Annotated in this window: 19 protein-coding genes; all 19 read left to right on the top strand. The window is 46.0% G+C overall.

Annotation, left to right across the window (positions count from 1 at the left end; translation table 11 throughout):
* The first annotated feature begins 50 nt into the window (after positions 1–50).
* The 19 genes from spoIIE to lysS all read left to right on the top strand — a co-directional run bounded on the left by spoIIE (position 51) and on the right by lysS (position 20,761).
* The gene (gene spoIIE, locus EJA10_RS18995; RefSeq protein ID WP_125481614.1) at positions 51–2,525 is read left to right on the top strand and encodes a stage II sporulation protein E; all 2,475 of its coding nucleotides are present in this window, start codon (positions 51–53) and stop codon (positions 2,523–2,525) included.
* 131 nt (positions 2,526–2,656) lie between these two features.
* The gene (locus tag EJA10_RS18990) at positions 2,657–3,394 is read left to right on the top strand and encodes a vWA domain-containing protein (protein ID WP_125481613.1); all 738 of its coding nucleotides are present in this window, start codon (positions 2,657–2,659) and stop codon (positions 3,392–3,394) included.
* Entirely contained in the window at positions 3,363–4,382 is a 1,020-nt protein-coding gene (locus EJA10_RS18985; RefSeq protein WP_125481612.1) for a serine/threonine protein kinase, read from the top strand. The genes EJA10_RS18990 and EJA10_RS18985 overlap by 32 nt, the downstream gene beginning before the upstream one ends.
* A 232-nt stretch (positions 4,383–4,614) precedes the next feature.
* Positions 4,615–6,000, top strand: coding sequence for a tRNA lysidine(34) synthetase TilS (gene tilS, locus EJA10_RS18980; protein ID WP_246017877.1), 1,386 nt, complete (start codon positions 4,615–4,617; stop codon positions 5,998–6,000).
* A 27-nt stretch (positions 6,001–6,027) separates the two neighbouring features.
* Entirely contained in the window at positions 6,028–6,570 is a 543-nt protein-coding gene (hpt, locus tag EJA10_RS23830; RefSeq protein WP_425462108.1) for a hypoxanthine phosphoribosyltransferase, read from the top strand.
* A gap of 98 nt (positions 6,571–6,668) precedes the next feature.
* On the top strand, positions 6,669–8,642 hold the full coding sequence (gene ftsH / locus EJA10_RS18975; protein ID WP_125481611.1) for an ATP-dependent zinc metalloprotease FtsH: 1,974 nt from the start codon (positions 6,669–6,671) through the stop codon (positions 8,640–8,642).
* Between the two features lie 610 nt (positions 8,643–9,252).
* A complete protein-coding gene (locus EJA10_RS18970) occupies positions 9,253–10,029 on the top strand; it encodes a type III pantothenate kinase (protein ID WP_170169192.1) in 777 nt (258 codons plus the stop codon).
* A gap of 51 nt (positions 10,030–10,080) precedes the next feature.
* Positions 10,081–10,959 (top strand): Hsp33 family molecular chaperone HslO, encoded by an 879-nt coding sequence (gene hslO / locus EJA10_RS18965; protein WP_125481609.1) that lies wholly within the window; start codon positions 10,081–10,083, stop codon positions 10,957–10,959.
* 22 nt (positions 10,960–10,981) lie between these two features.
* A complete protein-coding gene (locus EJA10_RS18960; RefSeq protein WP_125481608.1) occupies positions 10,982–11,866 on the top strand; it encodes a peptidyl-prolyl cis-trans isomerase in 885 nt (294 codons plus the stop codon).
* A 190-nt stretch (positions 11,867–12,056) separates the two neighbouring features.
* Positions 12,057–12,983: a cysteine synthase A gene (gene cysK, locus EJA10_RS18955; RefSeq protein WP_125481607.1), complete on the top strand. Its 927-nt coding sequence runs from the start codon at positions 12,057–12,059 to the stop codon at positions 12,981–12,983.
* A 306-nt stretch (positions 12,984–13,289) separates the two neighbouring features.
* Entirely contained in the window at positions 13,290–14,690 is a 1,401-nt protein-coding gene (locus tag EJA10_RS18950; protein ID WP_246017874.1) for an anthranilate synthase component I family protein, read from the top strand.
* On the top strand, positions 14,687–15,283 hold the full coding sequence (gene pabA, locus EJA10_RS18945) for an aminodeoxychorismate/anthranilate synthase component II (protein ID WP_125481606.1): 597 nt from the start codon (positions 14,687–14,689) through the stop codon (positions 15,281–15,283). The genes EJA10_RS18950 and pabA overlap by 4 nt, the downstream gene beginning before the upstream one ends.
* Positions 15,283–16,158 (top strand): aminodeoxychorismate lyase, encoded by an 876-nt coding sequence (pabC, locus tag EJA10_RS18940; protein WP_125481605.1) that lies wholly within the window; start codon positions 15,283–15,285, stop codon positions 16,156–16,158. Before pabA ends, pabC begins: the two co-directional genes overlap by 1 nt.
* On the top strand, positions 16,155–16,988 hold the full coding sequence (gene folP, locus EJA10_RS18935; RefSeq protein WP_125481604.1) for a dihydropteroate synthase: 834 nt from the start codon (positions 16,155–16,157) through the stop codon (positions 16,986–16,988). The genes pabC and folP overlap by 4 nt, the downstream gene beginning before the upstream one ends.
* Complete coding sequence (folB, locus tag EJA10_RS18930) at positions 16,981–17,340, top strand: dihydroneopterin aldolase (protein ID WP_125481603.1); 360 nt, start codon at positions 16,981–16,983, stop codon at positions 17,338–17,340. Before folP ends, folB begins: the two co-directional genes overlap by 8 nt.
* Positions 17,341–17,342: 2 nt before the next feature.
* Positions 17,343–17,870, top strand: a complete 528-nt coding sequence (gene folK / locus EJA10_RS18925; RefSeq protein WP_125481602.1) for a 2-amino-4-hydroxy-6-hydroxymethyldihydropteridine diphosphokinase — start codon at positions 17,343–17,345, stop codon at positions 17,868–17,870.
* The gene (locus EJA10_RS18920) at positions 17,822–18,025 is read left to right on the top strand and encodes a helix-turn-helix domain-containing protein (RefSeq protein ID WP_125481601.1); all 204 of its coding nucleotides are present in this window, start codon (positions 17,822–17,824) and stop codon (positions 18,023–18,025) included. Before folK ends, EJA10_RS18920 begins: the two co-directional genes overlap by 49 nt.
* Positions 18,026–18,064: 39 nt before the next feature.
* Entirely contained in the window at positions 18,065–19,066 is a 1,002-nt protein-coding gene (gene dusB, locus EJA10_RS18915; RefSeq protein WP_125481600.1) for a tRNA dihydrouridine synthase DusB, read from the top strand.
* A 210-nt stretch (positions 19,067–19,276) separates the two neighbouring features.
* Positions 19,277–20,761, top strand: coding sequence for a lysine--tRNA ligase (lysS, locus tag EJA10_RS18910; RefSeq protein WP_125481599.1), 1,485 nt, complete (start codon positions 19,277–19,279; stop codon positions 20,759–20,761).
* The last annotated feature ends 353 nt before the right edge of the window (positions 20,762–21,114 follow it).

The following is a 21,114-nucleotide window of genomic DNA, read 5'->3' as shown; positions in this document are numbered from 1 at the left end:
GCTCCCTTTTATAATAATCAGCAACGATAAAAAAACGGGGAGTGTATTGAATGCAAAAGGTAGAAAGGAACATGATGGAACCGATCGGTGAAGTTCATCTCGAGGAATCACGATTCAGGTTTGCGAAAGGCATGGCGAAGCTGCAATCCAAAATCGAAACCTTTTTCCTGAAAAAAGGCTATATTTTTCTGTTCATTGGATTCTTGCTTGGGCGTGCCTTAATACTAGCGAAGTTGACCCCTTTTGGACTGCCGTTTTTCGCGTCGGTATATCTCATCCGGAAAGATCGTGCGCCGATTGCACTGTTCGGACTGGTCGCCGGAGCCGCTACCCTCTCCTTTACAGATGCGATATTCATGTTTGGATCGGTGTTCTTGTTTTTGCTGCTCTACAGGCTGACGAAAAAGTGGATCAAGAATGATCTGAAGGTTTTGCCTTTCTATATATTTACTACTATTTTAATAGGCAAAATATTGAAAGCTCTGATCTTGTCGGGAAACATCACCATATATGAAGGAATGATGGCGGGAGTCGAAGCGGGATTAGGTCTTGTGCTTACCTTTATCTTCCTTCAAAGCATTCCTCTGATGACCACGAGCAAACGCAAACAATCATTGAAGACAGAGGAGATTGTCTGTCTGATTATCATGCTTGCATCCGTGATGACCGGAACAATCGGCTGGACGATTTATGACTTGTCGGTCGAGCATGTGATGTCTCGCTACCTGGTGCTTATTTTCTCCTTCGTTGCCGGTGCTACGGTTGGTTCGACAGTAGGTGTCGTGACAGGGTTGATTTTCAGTCTTGCCAATGTTTCGAGTTTTTACCACATGAGCCTGCTGGCCTTTTCTGGATTGCTTGGGGGCCTGTTAAAAGAAGGCAGGAAACCTGGTGTTGCACTTGGATTGTTCATCGCGACGCTGTTGATCGGGATGTATGGCGAGGGTGGCGGTGCACTAAGCCAGACATTGACTGAATCGGCCGCAGCCGTTCTGCTGTTTTTCCTTACACCGCAATCATTGACATCACGTATCGCCAAGCATATCCCCGGTACGCCAGAGTATTCGGCCGAACAGCAGCAGTATATGAGAAAAATGAGAGATGTAACTGCACAGCGTGTCGTCCAGTTCTCAAATGTATTCGAAGCATTGTCGAAAAGTTTCTCGACTCTCCAGGTCCCGGATGAAACGGCGGAGACGGATCGCGATATGGATTATTTCTTGAGCAATGTCACGGAGAAAACATGCCAGACCTGCTTTAAGAAGGATCATTGCTGGACAAGGAACTTTAATACAACCTATGACTATATGAGCGAGATTATGCAGGAAATGGACCAAAATAATGGGGCCGTCCCCCAGAAGCTATCGCGTGAATGGGACAAGCATTGTACCCGGTCGAAAAAGGTCCAGGAAGTGATGCAGCAACAGTTAACCTACTACCAGGCAAACCGGAAGCTGAAAAAACAGGTCCAGGAAAGCCGGCGCCTTGTTGCTGACCAGCTGCTTGGTGTATCTGAGGTTATGGGCGATTTCGCGAAAGAAATCCAGCGCGAACGGGAGAACCATTCAAAGCAGGAAGAACAAATCCTTGAAGCATTGCAGGATTTTGGCATCCAGATCGAGCATGTGGAAATTTACAGCCTCGAACAGGGGAATGTCGACATCGATATGACGATTCCTTATTGCCAGGGACGAGGGGAATGCGAAAAACTGATCGCGCCGATGCTATCGGATATCATGCAGGAAAATATCGTCGTCAGTTCAGAAGAATGCTCGGCCTTCCCGAATGGTTTTTGCCATGTAACATTCCGCTCAGCAAAAGCCTTCACTGTTTCGACAGGAGTGGCGCATGCCGCAAAGGATGGTGACCTTGTTTCCGGGGACAGCTATTCGACCATCGAGCTGAGCGGAGGAAAGTATGCGATTGCCATCAGTGACGGAATGGGCAATGGCGAGAGGGCGCACTCTGAGAGCAGGGATACATTGTTGCTGCTGCAGCAAATTCTGCAGTCTGGAATAGAAGAAAAGGTTGCCATCAAATCAGTAAACTCGATTTTATCGTTAAGAACAACGGATGAAATTTTCTCGACGCTCGATTTGGTCATGATTGACCTGCAGAATGCTTCAGCACGATTCCTGAAAATTGGTTCGACACCGAGCTTCATCAAGCGCGGAGGAAAGGTGATGAAGGTCCAGGCAAGCAATCTTCCAATGGGCATCCTTCAGGAATTCGAAGTGGATGTCGTCAGTGAGCAGCTTAAGGCCGGGGACCTGTTGATCATGATGAGTGATGGTGTCTTTGAAGGACCAAAGCATGTCGAGAATTATGATTTATGGATGAAGCGGAAAATCAATGAGCTTCAAACAGACGACCCACAGGCAATTGCTGACTTGATCATGGAAGAAGTCATCCGTTCGCGCGGCGGCTCAATCGAAGATGATATGACTGTGATGGTAGCAAAAGTCGATCATAATATTCCGAAGTGGGCATCGATTCCAGTGACGAATTATCAAAAAAGGGCGTAACACCTTAATTTGGACAATATGATTTCACTTTATGTATATTTCCCCTTCGCTTCGTCGAAAATGGTAACAAATTTATCAAGGCTTTTTCCTCGATGATGTTATACGGAAGAGCCTGGAAGCGAGGGGATAACATGAAAACAGGTACAATCAGGCAGATATTGCTGATAACGGATGGGTGTTCAAACCAGGGGGAAGATCCGATTGCGATGGCCGCTTTGGCTAAGGAGCAGGGAATTACGGTAAATGTCATTGGTGTAATGGAACAGGATGTCATAGATGACCAGGGAATGAAGGAAATAGAAGGGATTGCACTATCAGGCGGCGGAGTGAGCCAAATCGTCTATTCACAGCAGCTTTCCCAGACCGTCCAGATGGTGACAAGAAAAGCGATGACCCAGACACTCCAGGGAGTCGTGAATAAGGAGCTGCAGCAAATCCTCGGAGGCGGCCGGACGGTGGAAGATCTGCCGCCGGATCAGCGAGGGGAAGTCATGGAGGTTGTAGACGAGCTTGGCGAGACTGTCGAACTCGAAGTGTTGATTCTTGTCGATACAAGTGCAAGCATGAAGCATAAACTTCCTACTGTTAAAGAAGCCTTGCTGGACTTGAGTTTGAGCCTGAATGCAAGATCAGGGGACAATCGCTTTTCAGTTTTTGTATTTCCCGGGAAAAGAAATGATGTCGAAAAATTGCTGGATTGGACGCCAAAACTTGAGTCGCTTACGAGCATTTTCTCCAAGCTGACAACCGGAGGAATAACACCAACAGGGCCTGCCATTCGCGAAGCACTTACTTATTTCAATAAAAAACGATCTTTAAGGAGCCTTCTGTCCCGTGATGATGAATCCTTCTTTGAAGAATCTGTGTAAAGTCATTCCTGGCACCATCATTGATGGGAAATGGCACCACAATCGCTATACGATCATTAAAGAGCTTGGTTATGGAGCGAATGGAATTGTTTATTTAGCTAGGCATGACAATAAGCAAGTGGCCTTGAAAATGAGCGACAATGGAATGTCGATCACCTCAGAGGTCAATGTGTTGAAATCTTTTGCCAAGGTCCAGGGATCTGCCCTCGGGCCTTCTTTGCTGGATGTGGATGATTGGGAACGTCCAGGAAAGAAAGTCAGCTTTTATGTAATGGAGTTCATTAAAGGGCCCGATTTCCTCACCTTTCTGCAGCAAAAGGGCCCGGACTGGACAGGGGTCATGATTCTCCAGCTTCTTGCTGATTTGCAGCAGATGCATGACAATGGTTGGGTATTCGGCGATCTAAAACCGGATAATTTAATCGTGACTGGGCCGCCGGCAAGAATCCGCTGTATTGACGTGGGCGGTACTACCATGCAGGGAAGGTCCATCAAAGAATTCACCGAGTTTTTCGACAGAGGCTACTGGGGACTGGGCAGCAGGAAGGCGGATCCTGGCTATGACCTGTTCGCCGTTGGGATGATTATGGTCAACAGTGCTTATCCGAAAAGGTTCACCAAGAGTACAGGCGGTATAGAGGAAATTATGAGCAAAGTCAGGAAAAGTCCTGAGTTGAAAATCTATGAAAAAGTGATTTTCAATTCTCTGACCGGGAAGTACCAATCCGCAGCACAGATGCGGGAAGAAATTTTGGAGATTCACCAGCCGGATTCAAGAGCAAGGAAAAGAACAGCTCGTATCCAGCAGGGTGCAGCCAGCCAGCCATCAGCGAAAACTGTAGGGAGTCAGCCTCCAGGAGCAGCAGGCAGACAAACGAGAAAAGGGTATAACAAGAAAAAGAAGAAATCGACCTTCGTTGAAACGGTAACCATCATCCTGATAATCTCTTTACTATATTTTTTCTATATTTATAGCCAAATTACATAGATTTTTTTGAAACCTTTTGACAGTCCAAACGTAGATTAGGAATCAACAATTTCACAAATGCTTTTTTCTCAGACTATCCAGGGAAAATACAGGAGTTCGAAGCTTCATGGTCTTTGATAAAGTATGATTGAAGTGTTAAGCTAAAAAATAATAAACGAAGCCAATTAGAAGATTAATGGTATGTCGGCGTGGGTATAGTCTAAAACCGGCAATACCCGAAGGAAGTTCAACTATGTTCGAATCAAAAGTAAATGCCTTTCTCGAAAGACATGATTTTCAGCTGGATCACAAATCGATTGCTGTTGGGGTCTCTGGGGGACCGGATTCACTTGCCCTTCTTCATTTTTTATGGGAACAGAGGATGAAGAGGTCCCTGAGCATCATGGCTGTGCATATTGACCATATGTTCCGGGGAGAGGAATCCTATCAGGATGCTCTTTATGTTAAGCGATTTTGTGAAGAAAAGGGAATTCCGTTCGAGATGAAGAGAATGGATGTCCCGGCATATATGCGGAGGACAAGTTTGAGTTCCCAGCAGGCGGCACGCGCATGCCGATATGAGTTTTATGAAGAGGTCATGAAAAGGAACAACCTTCACTACCTTGCGCTGGGCCATCATGGCGATGACCAGGTGGAAACTGTTATGATGAGGCTGACGCGCGGCAGTTCCGGTAAAGCGAGGGCAGGAATCCCGTTCATACGGGAAATGGGTCCTTATATGATTTTCCGGCCATTCCTTTGCCTGGAAAAAACAGAGCTTGAGGAGTATTGTGCCATTCACCAGCTGGAGCCAAGAATCGATCTCAGCAATGAGAAAGAATATTATAGCAGGAATCGGTTCAGGAAAAATGTTCTGCCCTTCTTAAAGGAAGAAAATCCTGCAGTACACGAGCACTTCCAGCGTTTTAGCGAAGAAATGCAGATGGATGAAGAGTATCTTATTGAATTAACACGCGAAGAATTGAATAAAGTAATGAAGAAAGAGGACAGAGGATTAGCGATTGATATTAGTTCTTTTCAGCAAATGCCAATGCCTTTACAAAGAAGAGGGATTAAACTAATATTAAATTATCTTTACAATGATCGACCTGCTTCTCTTTCCGCTATACATATTGAAAAAATATTTTCAATAATTCGCAATCCCCATCCATCAGGAACACTTGATTTCCCCAGCGGTTTAAGAATCATACGATCGTATGGAAAATGCCACTTTCAATTGAATCCGCCAGAAACGCAAAGTTTTTATTTTGAACTATCTGGCCCAGAACGGATCGTCTTTCCGAATGGCGATAGGCTCGATGCCCAATTGCTCAATGATGTTCATGATGTCACAATGACCAAAGATCATTTCATCGTCGACCTCGAGCAGACAGGCACGCCAGTGATTATACGGACACGGCAAAATGGCGACCGGATGTCATTGAAAGGGATGGCGGGATCGAAGAAGGTAAAGGATATTTTCATCGACATGAAAATTCCCATCCTTCAACGGGATGAATGGCCGATTGTCACGGACCGGGAAGGCCGGATCCTCTGGCTTCCGGGACTGAAGAATTCGGATCATGAAGCAGACAGAGCAGGAAACAGGTTATTACTATTAACTTATATAAAGTATTGATATCTTCCAGGGGGCACAATGATCATGATGAAAAATGATATTGAAAAGGTATTGTTTACAGAAGAAGAAATTCAGGAAAAGACAAAAGAATTGGCAGCACAGCTGACAGAGGAGTACCAAGACCGTTTTCCGCTGGCAATCGGAGTTCTGAAGGGCGCAATGCCTTTCATGGCCGACCTGCTGAAACGCATGGATACGTATCTCGAAATGGATTTCATGGATGTTTCCAGCTATGGAAATGCCCTGGTATCATCCGGGGAAGTAAAAATCCTGAAAGACCTTGATACTTCCGTTGAAGGAAGGGATATCCTGATCATCGAGGATATCATTGACAGTGGATTGACGCTCAGCTATTTGGTAGAGCTTTTCAAATACCGCAAGGCGAAAACAATCAAGATTGTCACGCTTCTGGATAAACCGACAGGGAGGAAAGCGGACATCGCTGCTGACTATGTTGGATTCATCGTTCCGGATGAGTTCGTTGTCGGGTACGGCCTGGATTACACGGAAAAGTACCGCAACCTGCCATACATCGGCGTGTTGAAGCCTGAAGTATACACAACGAAATAACTTAACAACCAAATATTCTGAATGTTAATTTCTTGTATTAGCATAATTTGCTATGATACTATTTAGTATAGTTTGTCTACCGTGGGAGGAGGTAAGGGATGAATCGGATCTTCCGTAATACCATCTTTTATTTATTGATATTTTTAGTCATTATTGGGGTAGTAAGCTTCTTTAATGGCAATAACCAGCCAACTGAACAAATCTCTTACGATCAATTCATGCAGGAGCTGGAAGCAGGCAATGTCGATGGTGACCTGTCGCTGCAGCCAGAACGCGGTGTCTATGAGGTAAGAGGCCAGCTTAAGGGCCAGGAGGAAGGCAAAGGTTTCATTACCTATGTCTGGAATAATCCTGAGACTCTTAACCGCATCGAAACAGCAGCTGCAGAAGCAGATGTTGAAATCTTGCCTGCGAAGGAAACAAGCGGATGGGTAACATTCTTTACATCCATCATTCCGTTCATCATTATTTTCATCCTGTTCTTCTTCTTATTGAACCAGGCACAGGGTGGCGGAAGCCGTGTCATGAACTTCGGCAAGAGCAAAGCGAAGCTGTATAACGAAGAAAAGAAGAAAGTCCGCTTCAAAGATGTTGCTGGTGCGGATGAAGAAAAGCAAGAACTAGTCGAGGTTGTCGAATTCCTGAAAGACCCTCGTAAATTCGCTGACCTTGGAGCGCGCATTCCAAAGGGAATCCTTTTGGTAGGTCCTCCGGGAACAGGTAAGACATTGCTTGCCCGTGCTGTTGCAGGGGAAGCGGGAGTGCCGTTCTTCTCAATCAGTGGTTCCGACTTCGTTGAAATGTTTGTCGGTGTCGGTGCTTCTCGTGTACGTGATTTATTCGAAACAGCAAAAAAGAATGCTCCATGTATCATATTCATAGATGAAATCGATGCTGTCGGCCGCCAGCGTGGCGCTGGTCTTGGCGGAGGCCATGATGAGCGTGAACAAACGCTGAACCAGTTGCTTGTTGAAATGGACGGTTTTGGTGCGAATGAAGGAATCATCATCGTTGCCGCTACAAACCGACCTGATATCCTTGACCCGGCATTGCTGCGTCCAGGACGTTTCGACCGCCAGATCACAGTTGACCGTCCGGATGTAACCGGCCGTGAAGCTGTCCTGAAGGTACATGCTCGAAACAAGCCGCTTGACGAGTCAGTGAACCTGAAAAATATCGCTGCCCGTACACCAGGTTTTTCTGGTGCGGATCTTGAAAACTTGTTGAACGAAGCGGCTCTTGTTGCTGCCCGCCGCAACAAGAAGAAGATTGACATGGAGGATCTTGATGAAGCAACAGACCGCGTCATCGCAGGTCCGGCTAAGAAGACTCGTGTCATCTCCAAGAAGGAACGAAATATTGTTGCATTCCACGAAGCCGGCCATACCGTCATCGGCGTGGTCCTTGATGAAGCTGAAATGGTGCATAAAGTAACGATTGTCCCTCGCGGACAGGCAGGCGGATATGCCGTCATGCTTCCAAAAGAAGATCGTTACTTCATGACAAAACCAGAGCTTCTTGATAAAATCACTGGCCTCCTTGGCGGCCGCGTTGCCGAAGAAATTGTCTTTGGCGAAGTGAGCACAGGTGCCCATAACGACTTCCAGCGTGCAACAGGAATTGCGAGAAGGATGGTTACTGAATTCGGTATGAGTGATAAGCTCGGACCATTGCAGTTTGGTCAGGCACAGGGCCAGGTATTCTTGGGCCGTGACCTGAACAATGAACAAAACTACTCTGACAAGATCGCATATGAAATCGATGTTGAAATCCAGACAATCATCAAGGATTGCTATGCAAGAGCGAAAAGCCTGCTGACAGAACACCGCGATAAGCTGGATATTATCGCTAATACCTTGTTAGAGGTAGAAACTCTCGATGCAGAGCAAATCAAGCACTTGGTTGACCATGGACGCCTTCCTGACCGCAGTGTCAGCCTGTCGAAGGACGACATGAAAGTCACCATCAATACAAAAAAAGACGACGAAATGCCGGCAATCGAAGAGACTGACAAGAAAGTAGACTCAGTCATCGAAGAACCAAAGGCAATCGACGAAGAACGAAAAGAATAGACATCAAAACAGGTGCTCCATTTTGGAGCGCCTGTTTTTTTTATAAGATTTTATAGTTTGGGTGGGGAGGAAGTTGTATGTTAAAAGGGCTGCCGTATAACTTTTTAAGACAGGCTCTTACTAAGATAATGATTGACAAAAGGAAGTTTGAGTGACTTTGTTTTTATGGGTGAAAACCCAACCTTTAAGTAACTATTATTGGACAAAGATTTGCCAGATTCACTTGCATAAATTAACTTGATAAACAGACATGCGCATCCTTTATTTATGAACTATGTTGATTGTAGTGGAAGGCGCGAAGACTCCTGCGGGATGAGCGAGTCATGGGAGACCCCACAGGCGCATAAAGCGCCGAGGAGGCTCCCAGACAGCCCGCGGAAAGCGAAGCGCCTGGAGCGAAAATCAACAGGCGTGGTAAAACAGGAATTTTCATAAAAAAGGGAACTTACACCTTTTTTTTCAGCCAATATACTGGTCGGGCCTGACAGGAAAATTAGCCTTTACTTAGCTTCAAGTGAAACGATTTAGTTTATTTAGTGAATTCCCAGTGGTTATGGTATGATATTTGCAGTGTTTGATAGAGAAAATCATGAATAAGTTGGTGAGTAGCTTGATTTTTGTTTTTGACGTCGGGAATACAAATATCGTGTTGGGTGTTTATGATCAGGAAGAGCTTAAACACCATTGGAGAATAGAGACAAACCGCCATCGAACTGAAGATGAATTTGGCATGATCGTTAAAAATTTGTTTGACCATGTCCAGCTTTCTTTCTCAGATATAGATGGAATCATTATTTCATCTGTTGTTCCGCCAATCATGTTCTCCCTTGAGAGAATGTGCCAGAAATATTTCCATCTGAAGCCTTTAGTTGTTGGGCCTGGCATTAAGACAGGACTCAATATCAAATATGAAAACCCAAGAGAAGTCGGCGCAGACCGAATTGTCAATGCGGTAGCAGCGATCCATGAGTATGGAAGCCCGCTGATCATCGTCGATTTTGGAACGGCCACTACTTACTGCTATATCAATGACCAGAATCAATATATGGGCGGAGCGATCGCACCGGGAATCGGGATTTCAACGGAAGCTCTGTATTCACGAGCTGCCAAACTGCCGCGGATTGAAATCAGCAGACCTGATGATGTAATCGGCAAAAACACGGTGTCGGCAATGCAGGCAGGCATCCTTTATGGATATGTTGGACAAGTAGAGGGAATAGTTAAACGGATGAAGGATAAGAGTACAGTCACGCCTAAAGTCATCGCAACCGGCGGCCTGGCAAGTTTGATCGCCCAGGAATCCAATGTTATCGATGTTGTCGATCCATTCCTGACATTAAAGGGACTGCAGCTTATCTATAAGCGTAATATGGATAAAAATATATAATCGATTTTTCGGTAATCAAAAAAGTTTTTACAGCACGAAAGGAGTAAACAAATGAGCGATTATTTAGTGAAGGCTCTTGCATATGATGGCCAGATCAGGGCTTATGCAACGAAAACAACCGAAACAGTAGGAGAAGCGCAGCGCCGCCATTATACATGGCCGGTAGCATCGGCTGCTCTTGGCCGCACGATGACAGCAGGTGTCATGATGGGTGCGATGCTCAAGGGCGAGGACAAATTGACGATCAAGATTGAAGGCGGCGGCCCGCTTGGATTGATCCTGGTTGACAGCAACGCGAAAGGGCAGGTCAGGGGTTATGTATCCAATCCGCATGTCCATTTCGACTTGAATGAACATGGCAAGCTGGATGTCAGGCGGGGTGTCGGCACAGACGGAACCCTTACTGTCGTAAAGGACCTTGGGCTTCGTGACTATTTTACAGGACAGGTTCCGATTGTTTCAGGTGAGCTTGGAGAAGATTTCACTTATTACTTTGCGACTTCTGAACAGGTGAACTCTTCCGTAGGCGTCGGAGTTCTTGTTAATCCTGACAATTCAATCAAGGCGGCCGGAGGATTCATCATCCAGCTCATGCCGGGGACGACAGAGGAAACGATTTCTGCCATTGAACAAAGGCTGCAAACCATTCCTCCGGTATCCAAACTGATTGAAAAAGGCTTATCTCCAGAAGAACTGCTGGAAGAGTTACTCGGAAAAGAAAATGTAAAAGTGCTGGAAACAATGCCGGTATCATTCGAGTGCAACTGCTCCAAAGATCGTTTCAGCAATGCCTTGATCAGCCTTGGCGCTGAGGAAATCAGGGATATGATTGAAACAGAAGGTCAGGCAGAAGCGCATTGCCATTTCTGCAATGAAAAATATATGTTCTCTAAAGAGGAACTTGAAGAGATAGAGAAAGAAGCAAAATAAGCAATTTTCTGGGGGAAGAGAAGTGGATAAAAAGCAGCTTTGGTACATCATTGCCGGGTTAGCCATGTTGAACGCTGTTACTCTGATTATCTTGTTGACACAGCCTGCCTTCCTTCAGGGGAAACAAGAAGCAGTTGCTGAGGTTGGCAAGGAATCAATCACCCGGCAGGCGTGGCTGACTGAACTGGAAGAAAGATACGGGGAAGAAACGCTCAGGGATTTGATTGATCAGGAAGTGGTCCTGCAGATGGCTGAAGAGTATGGCATCGAAGTGTCTGACCAGGCCGTCGAACGTGAGCTGACAATCTATAAAGCTTTGTATTCGTCTGCTGGCAGTGAGCCTAAGACCGAGGAAAAGTGGAAGCAGCAAATCAAATACAGTCTATTGCTCGAAGAACTTTTAACGAAGGATGTTAAAGTTTCTGAAGAAGATATGAAGGCCTTTTATGAACAGAATAAAAGCCTGTTTGAAATCCCTGCATCCTATCACCTCTCCCAAATCATTGTCCCTACGGAAAAAGAGGCCGATTCAGCCGTGAAAGAACTGAAGGGTGGTTCAAGCTTTGCCGCCCTGGCAATGGAACGGTCAATCGATGAATTTTCCGCTAATGAGGGAGGGAACATCGGATTCATCAATGAAGAGGATGAACTGGTTGATCCCCAGATCCTCGCCGCGGCAAAGTCGCTAAAGCCAGAGGAATGGACAGGACCTGTAAAAGTGGAGAATGGCTATGCGATTGTCTATCTTCATGAAAAACTCGAAGGCAAGAAATACGCCTTCGCAGACGTGAAAAACCAGATTCGCAGGCAGATTGCCCTTGAGCAAATGGACATCCCGGTATCTGCACGAGCATTCTGGAATGAGGCAGGCGTAACCTGGTTCTATGGAGATACGGATCATAAATAGACGGGAAAGCACTGGTCGAGGCACCAGTGCTTTTTCGCTTGTTTAACCTATGAGAAATTGGGATAGTTTAAAAAGGGTGGGCAGAAGACTGATTTTTTCTTTTGTCGAAGCATACTAATTGACATAGACATAAAGTACTGGTAAATTTTAATAAAACCAATTAAAATACTCGGAATAAGAGGTGGGTAAAATGGTACGCATTGCAAATTCCATTACTGAGCTTGTTGGCCAGACACCAATCGTGAAATTGAACAGACTTGTTGATGACCAAAGTGCAGACGTTTACTTGAAGCTTGAATATATGAACCCGGGCAGCAGCGTTAAAGACCGGATTGCACTTGCGATGATCGAGGCAGCGGAAGCCAAAGGGGTTTTGAAGCAAGGCGACACGATCATTGAACCGACGAGCGGCAATACGGGAATCGGTCTTGCCATGGTAGCGGCAGCAAAGGGCTATAAAGCCATCCTTGTCATGCCGGAAACGATGAGCATGGAGCGCAGGAATTTGCTGCGTGCTTATGGAGCAGACCTCGTGTTGACTCCTGGGCCTGAAGGAATGGGCGGTGCCATCCGGAAAGCAGATGAGCTTGCAAAGGAACATGGCTACTTCATGCCTCAGCAATTTGAGAATGAAGCCAACCCTGCAATCCATGAAAAGACGACTGGACCGGAAATCGTGGAACAGATGGGAGACCAGCTGGACGCATTCATATCCGGAATCGGTACGGGCGGAACCATCAGTGGTGCAGGAAAAGTTCTTCGTGAAAAGTATAAAGACATCAAGATCATTGCTGTAGAGCCTGCTGACTCACCGGTATTGTCAGGCGGGAAACCAGGGCCGCACAAAATTCAGGGAATCGGCGCAGGATTCGTTCCTGGCGTCCTTGATACACAAGTATATGATGAAATCATCAAGGTGGAAAACGAGCAGGCATTCGACTATGCCCGTCGCGCCGCGAAAGAAGAAGGCGTGCTTGGAGGAATTTCCTCAGGAGCTGCCATTTATGCAGCACTCGAAACAGCGAAAAAACTGGGCAAAGGCAAAAAAGTCCTGGCTATCATCCCAAGTAACGGCGAACGTTACCTGAGCACACCACTTTATCAATTTGAAGAATAAAACTGTAAGAGAGGCAGGCCTTCGGGCATGTCTCTTTTTACATTTAAAGGAAAAAAGTAAAATAAACCTGGATAAAGGTTGATTAAACTTGGGTTTAGGTTAAATAAAATCGTGATTTGGTTAATTAAATCGCCATTATAGTAAAATAAAATGAGTTTTTGGTTAAATAAATTCAAATACTGCTCCATGAATATATAAATCAGCACTGTTTTTATAGAAAACATGCAAAATTTCATCATTTTAAAAATGAAAGCGTGCCCGGCTTAATGTATGATGGTAAAAGAGAAAAAAGTAGGAGTGAAGAGCTTGTCGCATTACAGCATTCAATCATTGACGATTCCATATACTGCTTCACGTTTTTTTCATCAATATGACCATATTGCAAAAGAATATAAAGAACATGTCATCCTGGAAAGCGGACGGGGTGGACGTTACAGCATGGCTGCCTTCAAGCCGGAAATGGTTTTCTCAGGTAAAGACAATAAATTGACCATCACCCAAAATGGGGAATCGACGACGCTTGAAGGGAATCCACTTGAGTTAATGAAAATTCAAATGGAACCTTATTATGTACCTGAGGTGGAAGGCCTTCCTGATTTCCAGGGCGGGGCGATTGGCTACCTTAGCTATGATTATGCCCGCTATATCGAGAAGCTGCCGTCTATTGCGAAGGATGATTCGGGAATTCCTGAAGTTTATTTTCAGCTGTTCCTTGAATGGTTTGTATTCGACCATCACACTGAAACTCTCTGGATCATGGCTTTGACGGAACCTGGCGAGGAGAAGCAGGCAGAAGAGAAGCTGGCAGATTGGAAGGAACGCTGGGAGAAAGATGTTCCGGCTCAAGCTTCAAATTTGGACAAGCCGGCAGCAGACCATTTGGACGTCTCCATGAATGAAGCCGAGTTTATGGAGGCAGTTGAGAGAGTCCAGCAATACATCTCCCAGGGTGACGTTTTTCAGGTGAACTTGTCTGTGAGACAGTCAAAGCCGATTGAAACGGAAGCCCTTGAAGTGTACCGGCAGCTGAGAAAGCTGAATCCTTCCCCATACATGGGCTATCTGCATACACCGGATTTCCAGCTTGTCAGCGGTTCGCCTGAACTTTTAGCAAAAGTAAAAGGTTCTGAGGTCAGCACAAGGCCGATTGCCGGGACAAGATCCAGGGGAGCGACAGACGAAGAGGATTTGAAACTGGCCAATGAACTGATCAACAATGAAAAAGAGCGTGCCGAGCACGTCATGCTTGTCGACCTTGAACGGAATGACCTTGGCAGGGTATGCAAGTACGGCACCGTGGAGGTCAATGAGTTCATGGTGATCGAAAAGTACTCGCATGTCATGCATATCGTCTCAAATGTGAGGGGCGAGCTGGCAGAAGGCGAGACCTGGTTCGATGTCGTCAATGCGGTATTCCCTGGCGGCACGATCACAGGTGCCCCGAAGGTACGGACGATGGAAATCATCGAGGAGCTTGAACCGGTGAGGAGGGGTCCCTATACAGGATCACTCGGCTGGTTCGGTTTTAACGGGAACATGGAATTGAACATCATCATCAGGACAATGCTCGTCAAGGATGGGATGGCCCATGTCCAGGCGGGAGCCGGTGTCGTCATAGATTCCATACCGGCAAACGAATACAAAGAATCCTTAAAGAAAGCAATTGCTCTATGGAAAGCAAAGGAGCTTGCGGAGGGTAAAGCATGATACTAATGATCGATAATTATGATTCTTTCACATATAACCTGGTTCAGTATTTGGGTGAAATGGGCGAGGAGCTCAAGGTCATCCGCAATGATCAGACATCCATCCCGGGAATCGCACAGCTGGACCCGCAGTTTCTGATGATATCACCTGGACCGTGCAGCCCGAATGAAGCGGGCATCAGTCTGGAGGCCATCAAGAATTTCTCCGGCAAGACCCCGATCTTCGGTGTATGCCTTGGCCACCAGTCAATCGCACAGGTATTCGGCGGTGAGGTCGTCCGCGCGGAGCGTCTGATGCACGGAAAAACATCAATGGTTTACCATGACGGGAAGACCATTTTCAAAGGGCTGGAAAATCCATTTCCTGCAGCGCGCTATCATTCACTCATCGTGAAAAAAGAAAACCTTCCTGACTGCCTCGAGGTGTCGGCATGGACAGAAGAAGGCGAAATCATGGCGATCCGCCACAAAACACTGCCTGTCGAAGGAGTCCAGTTCCATCCGGAATCGATCTTAACGACGCCAGGCAAACAGCTGCTCAGAAACTTCATCTCTGAATATAAATCAGCACGTCAAAAGGAAGTCAGCAGATAATGTATGTATACATGAACGGACAATTCATCGAAAAGGACAAAGTGGCGATTTCTCCTTTCGACCACGGTTTTTTATATGGGTTGGGTGTGTTCGAAACCTTCCGAATCTACAACGGACATCCTTTCCTGCTGGAGGATCATCTGGAGCGGCTTAATTCCAGTCTGGATATCCTTAATATTGAGGCCGCATTTACAAGGGAGCAAACAACAGAGAATTTGAACTTGCTTTTAGCGAAAAATGATCTTCGTGACGCTTATATCCGTTTCAACGTGTCGGCAGGCAATGGCGAAATCGGCTTGCAGACCGAGCGTTATAACAATCCGAATATCATCGTTTTTGCAAAATCTCTTCCTCCGGCTGGGGGAATGAGTGAGAAGAAGGCCGTGCTGATGGATTTGCCGCGGAATACGCCAGAGGGATCGGAGCGGTTGAAGTCTCACCATTATCTCAACAATGTCCTGGCCAAACGTGAAGTTGGCCCTGCGATGAACCGGGAGGGAATTTTCCTCACCAGGGATGGAGTTTTATCAGAAGGTATCGTCTCAAATGTATTCTGGTACAAGGATGGAACCCTGTTCACGCCTTCGGTCGAAACGGGGATTTTGAATGGAATTACCCGCAGGTTCGTCATTGCGCTTGCCCGCAACGCAGGCATCGAGGTTCGTGAAGGTTTTTACAAAAAGGAAGAAGCAGAAAGTGCTGATGAATTATTCCTGACAAACTCAATTCAGGAAATCGTCCCCGTTACTGAGTTCGAGGGTAAAAGCTTTCCCGGGAAATCAGGAGAACTGGTGAATCTTCTTTTTGGCCAATATGCAGCTTACCGTGAGACATTATGGAGCAGAACACAATTGGATGGAGGAGCTCATACATGAAGAACGTGATAAAAGCCGGTCCATATACATTGGACTTCACTGATAAAACACTGATCATGGGAATTTTGAACGTCACTCCCGATTCTTTTTCGGACGGCGGAAAATACAATCAACTTGGACATGCTGTCGGGCATGCCCAAGAAATGATTGCTGACGGAGCGGATATCCTGGACATCGGCGGCGAATCCACAAGGCCTGGGCATGAACGGATTTCCGACGAAGACGAGATCAGCAGGGTTGTCCCAGCAATTGAAGCCATTTCGAGAGAAGTTCAGGTGCCGATTTCCATCGATACGTATAAATCGAAGGTAGCTAAAAGTGCTGTTGATGCTGGTGCAACAATCATCAACGATATCTGGGGAGCGAAGGAAGATCCGGAAATCGCCGACGTTGCGGCTGAAACCGGGGTGCCGATCATTCTGATGCACAACCGGAATGACCGGAATTATTCGAACTTCATCAGAGATGTGCTCAATGACTTGTATGAAAGCATCACCATTGCGAAAAAGGCAGGCGTCAGCGATGATCAAATCATCCTTGACCCGGGCATCGGGTTTGCGAAAGACCTTCGGGAGAACCTCGAGATGATGCGCCATCTTGATACGCTTGTCGCTTTAGGATATCCCGTGCTTCTTGGAACGTCGAAGAAGTCGATGATCGGCAAAGCTCTCGACCTTTCGGTGACCGAACGGACAGAAGGGACGGGAGCGACCGTTTGCTACGGAATCCAAAAGGGCTGTCAGATCGTCAGGATCCATGATGTAAAAGAGATGTCGCGGATGGCAAAAATGATGGATGCGATGATGGGAAAGGGTGAGTATCATGGATAAAATACATGTGAATCAGATGGAATTTTACGGCTACCATGGTGTTTTTCCTGAAGAAACAAAGCTTGGGCAGCGCTTTGGGGTTGATCTGTCTGTTGAACTGGACCTCTCAAAAGCCGGCAAAAGCGATAATCTGGAGGATTCGATCAACTATGCTGAGCTATACGAGGCATGCAAGGAGATTGTAGAAGGCCAGCCTTTTAAGCTTGTCGAGACCATAGCTGAGAAAATTGCTGCCACCATCCTAAGCCGCTTTCACTTTGTGGAAGCCTGCCATGTAAAAGTAATCAAGCCAGATCCGCCAATTCCGGGACATTACAAATCAGTCGCAGTTGAAATTACAAGGAGCCGATAATAGTGGAAAACAAAGCATATATTGCACTCGGTTCCAATCTGGGGGACCGGTTTGGCTACCTGGTGCAGGCGATCCTCCTCCTCGGGAGCAATGAGGAAATCTCGGTGGTAAATACTTCTTCAGTCTATGAAACAGATCCGGTCGGCTATACAGATCAGAATCAATTTTTGAATATGGCAATCCAGGTCGAGACAAGCCTGGGACCGGTGGAACTTTTGGATACATGCCTTGAAATCGAATTGAAACTTGGCAGGAAAAGGGAAATGAAATGGGGTCCCAGAACTTTGGACCTTGACATATTGCTGTATAATCACGAAAATATTGAAACAGAGAAGCTTACAGTTCCGCATCCTCGGATGAGCGAACGCGCGTTTGTCATCCTTCCATTGCTAGAAATGGACCCGAATCTCAAGCTTCCGAACATGGCGGAGCCGCTGAAAAAATGTTTACTAAGTATACCGGATAGAGAAGGAGTACGAATATGGAAGCAGAAAAATGGGGAAGACGTATTCGCGCTTATCGAAAGCTGAAGGGTTTTACACAGGAAAGCTTTGCGAAAGAACTGGGCGTATCGGTTTCCATCCTTGGGGAAATTGAACGAGGCAACAGGATGCCAGATGAACGCTTGATTATCAAAATCGCTGAATTCCTGGGTGTCGATTTAGAAGAATTAACACCGCAGTAAGGGTTAATATATGATAATAATTCAGAAGGAGGGGATAAAATGCTTAAGATCGGCGATATCGAAATGAAGAACCAGGTTGTCCTTGCACCGATGGCCGGCATTTGTAACTCAGCCTTCCGCCTGACGGTCAAAGAATTCGGCGCTGGACTTGTTTGTGCAGAAATGGTCAGTGACAAGGGTATTGTTTTACAAAACGATAGAACACTCGATATGTTATATATAGATGAACGAGAGAAGCCACTGAGCCTGCAGATTTTTGGCGGCGAAAAGGAAACGCTTGTCAAGGCAGCGCAGTACGTGGATCAGAACACCAATGCGGATATCATTGATATTAACATGGGCTGCCCTGTACCGAAGATCACGAAATGTGATGCAGGGGCGAAATGGCTGCTTGACCCGAACAAAATCTACGAAATGGTTTCTGCTGTAGTGGATGCGGTGGAAAAGCCAGTGACCGTAAAAATGCGTATGGGCTGGGATGAAGAACATATTTTTACGATTGAAAATGCACAAGCGGTTGAACGCGCCGGCGGCAAGGCGATTGCCCTTCACGGCCGTACACGCGTACAGATGTATGAAGGGGAAGCGAACTGGGACATCATCAGAGATGTGAAGCAGGCTGTGAACATCCCTGTCATCGGCAACGGAGACGTCCAGACTCCTCAAGACGCTAAAAGAATGCTTGAAGAAACAGGTGCAGACGGAGTCATGATTGGCCGTGCTGCGCTGGGCAATCCATGGATGATCTACCGGACGGTAAAATACCTTCAAACAGGCGAATTAATGGGTGAGCCAACAGCTCGTGAGAAAATCGACGTGAGCATCCTCCATCTTGACCGCCTGATCGCTTTGAAAAATGAACACATAGCGGTCCGCGAAATGCGCAAGCATGCTGCATGGTACCTGAAAGGAATCCGCGGCAATGCTACAGTGCGTAATGCCATCAATGAAAGTTCAACCAGAGACCAGCTGGTCGGCGTATTGACCAACTTCGCTGACGAAGCAGAAATGAACGAGGAAAAAACTCACCAGGCTGGATAAAAATTGACATTACCCGGCACTTTTCCTATAATACCTTTATCTTTACATGTAACTGCCAGTGGTCAAACTGGCAGTTTTTTATCTATTTGGCGATTTAAAAGAGATTTTTAATGTCTGAATACGATAGTTTGTGTAAAATAATAAAAGTATCCATTAAACAAACTCAGGATTACATAAGAAATTTATTTTATATATTGGAGTGAAAGCGACATGAGTCATGAAGAATTGAATGACCAGCTCAGAGTCAGAAGGGACAAAATGAATGCATTGCGCGAAAAGGGCATGGATCCATTCGGAAAACGTTTCGAGCGTACTCATCTGACAGAAGAGCTAATCAGTGAATATGGTGAACTGGAAAAGGAAGAGATCGAAGCGAAGAGTGTTTCGGTAAAAATAGCTGGACGGATCATGACAAAACGCGGAAAAGGGAAAGCGGGCTTCGCACATATCCAGGACCTTGCTGGCCAAATCCAGATTTATGTGCGCCAGGATGCAGTCGGTGAAGAACAATATGAGGTTTTCGATACTGCTGACCTGGGTGACATTGTCGGTGTAGAAGGTACGCTCTTCAAAACGAAAGTAGGCGAGCTTTCCATTAAGGCTCAAAACTTCGTATTCCTGACGAAGGCACTGCGTCCGCTTCCGGAAAAGTTCCATGGACTGAAGGATGTTGAGCAGCGTTACCGTCAGCGTTACCTCGACCTGATTACAAGCAATGACAGCAAGACAACGTTTATTAACCGCAGCCGCATCATCCAGTCAATGCGCCGTTATTTAGATGGACAAGGATATTTGGAAGTCGAAACGCCATTAATGCATTCCATTGCCGGCGGAGCGTCTGCACGTCCTTTCATTACACATCACAACGCGCTTGATATGCAGCTATACATGCGTATTGCAATTGAGCTCCACCTGAAGCGCCTGATTGTCGGCGGTTTGGAAAAAGTATATGAGATCGGCCGCGTGTTCCGTAACGAGGGTGTGTCCACAAGACACAATCCTGAATTCACGATGCTTGAGCTGTATGAAGCATACGCAGACTGGCGTGACATCATGTCCCTCACTGAGAACATGGTTGCTTACATTGCACAGGATGTCCTCGGCACAACAACTGTACAATACGGGGAATATGAAATTGACTTGAAGCCGGAATGGAAGAGAGTCCATATGGTCGATGCAATCAAAGAATACACTGGAGTCGACTTCTGGCCGCTAATGAGCACAGAAGAAGCCCGCGTACTTGCAAAAGAGCACGGAGTGGAAATCACTGAGCACATGCAATACGGCCACATCGTTAACGAATTCTTCGAGCAGAAAGTAGAAGAACACCTGATCCAGCCAACATTCATCTATGGCCATCCGGTTGATATTTCTCCTTTGGCGAAAAAGAATGATGAGGATCCACGCTTCACAGACCGTTTCGAATTGTTCATCGTAGCAAGGGAGCATGCAAATGCATTTACCGAGCTGAACGATCCAATCGACCAGAGAGAACGTTTTGAAGCGCAGTTAAAGGAAAAAGAACAAGGAAACGATGAAGCGCATGAAATGGACGATGATTTCATCGAAGCACTGGAATATGGTATGCCTCCAACAGGCGGACTTGGAATCGGCATCGACCGTTTGGTTATGCTGCTGACAAATTCACCATCCATTAGGGACGTACTATTATTCCCGCTGATGCGCCACCGTTAATAGATAGGGCGAAAGGCAAAACGGCTGTGATCCGTTTTGCCTTTTTTCTATAATAGAAGGAAAAAGGCATTCAGTGCCGAAGCAGCTGTTTGGCGACTTTTAAAGGGGCGGGATTTGGCCACAGAAATATGAATTATCTTTCTTTTGTTTTCGTGAATAAAAAGTAAAAAAACATGTTGCTATTGGATATTAAAGATGCTATATTTATATCTGTTGCTACGAGCTACTTAGTTAGCGGCAAGGAAAAAGAAAAAACTTATTGACATCGGGTTTTGAACCTGATAATATATAAGAGTTGCTTCTGACGGAGCGACGCAAAATGAATTGCTCTTTGAAAACTAAACAAACAAGCG

Origin of the sequence: Mesobacillus subterraneus (assembly GCF_003937825.1) — a bacterium.
GTDB classification, from domain to species: domain Bacteria; phylum Bacillota; class Bacilli; order Bacillales; family Cytobacillaceae; genus Mesobacillus; species Mesobacillus subterraneus.
Note: the sequence above shows the minus strand (reverse complement) of the source record. Positions and strands in the feature narration are given on the sequence as shown.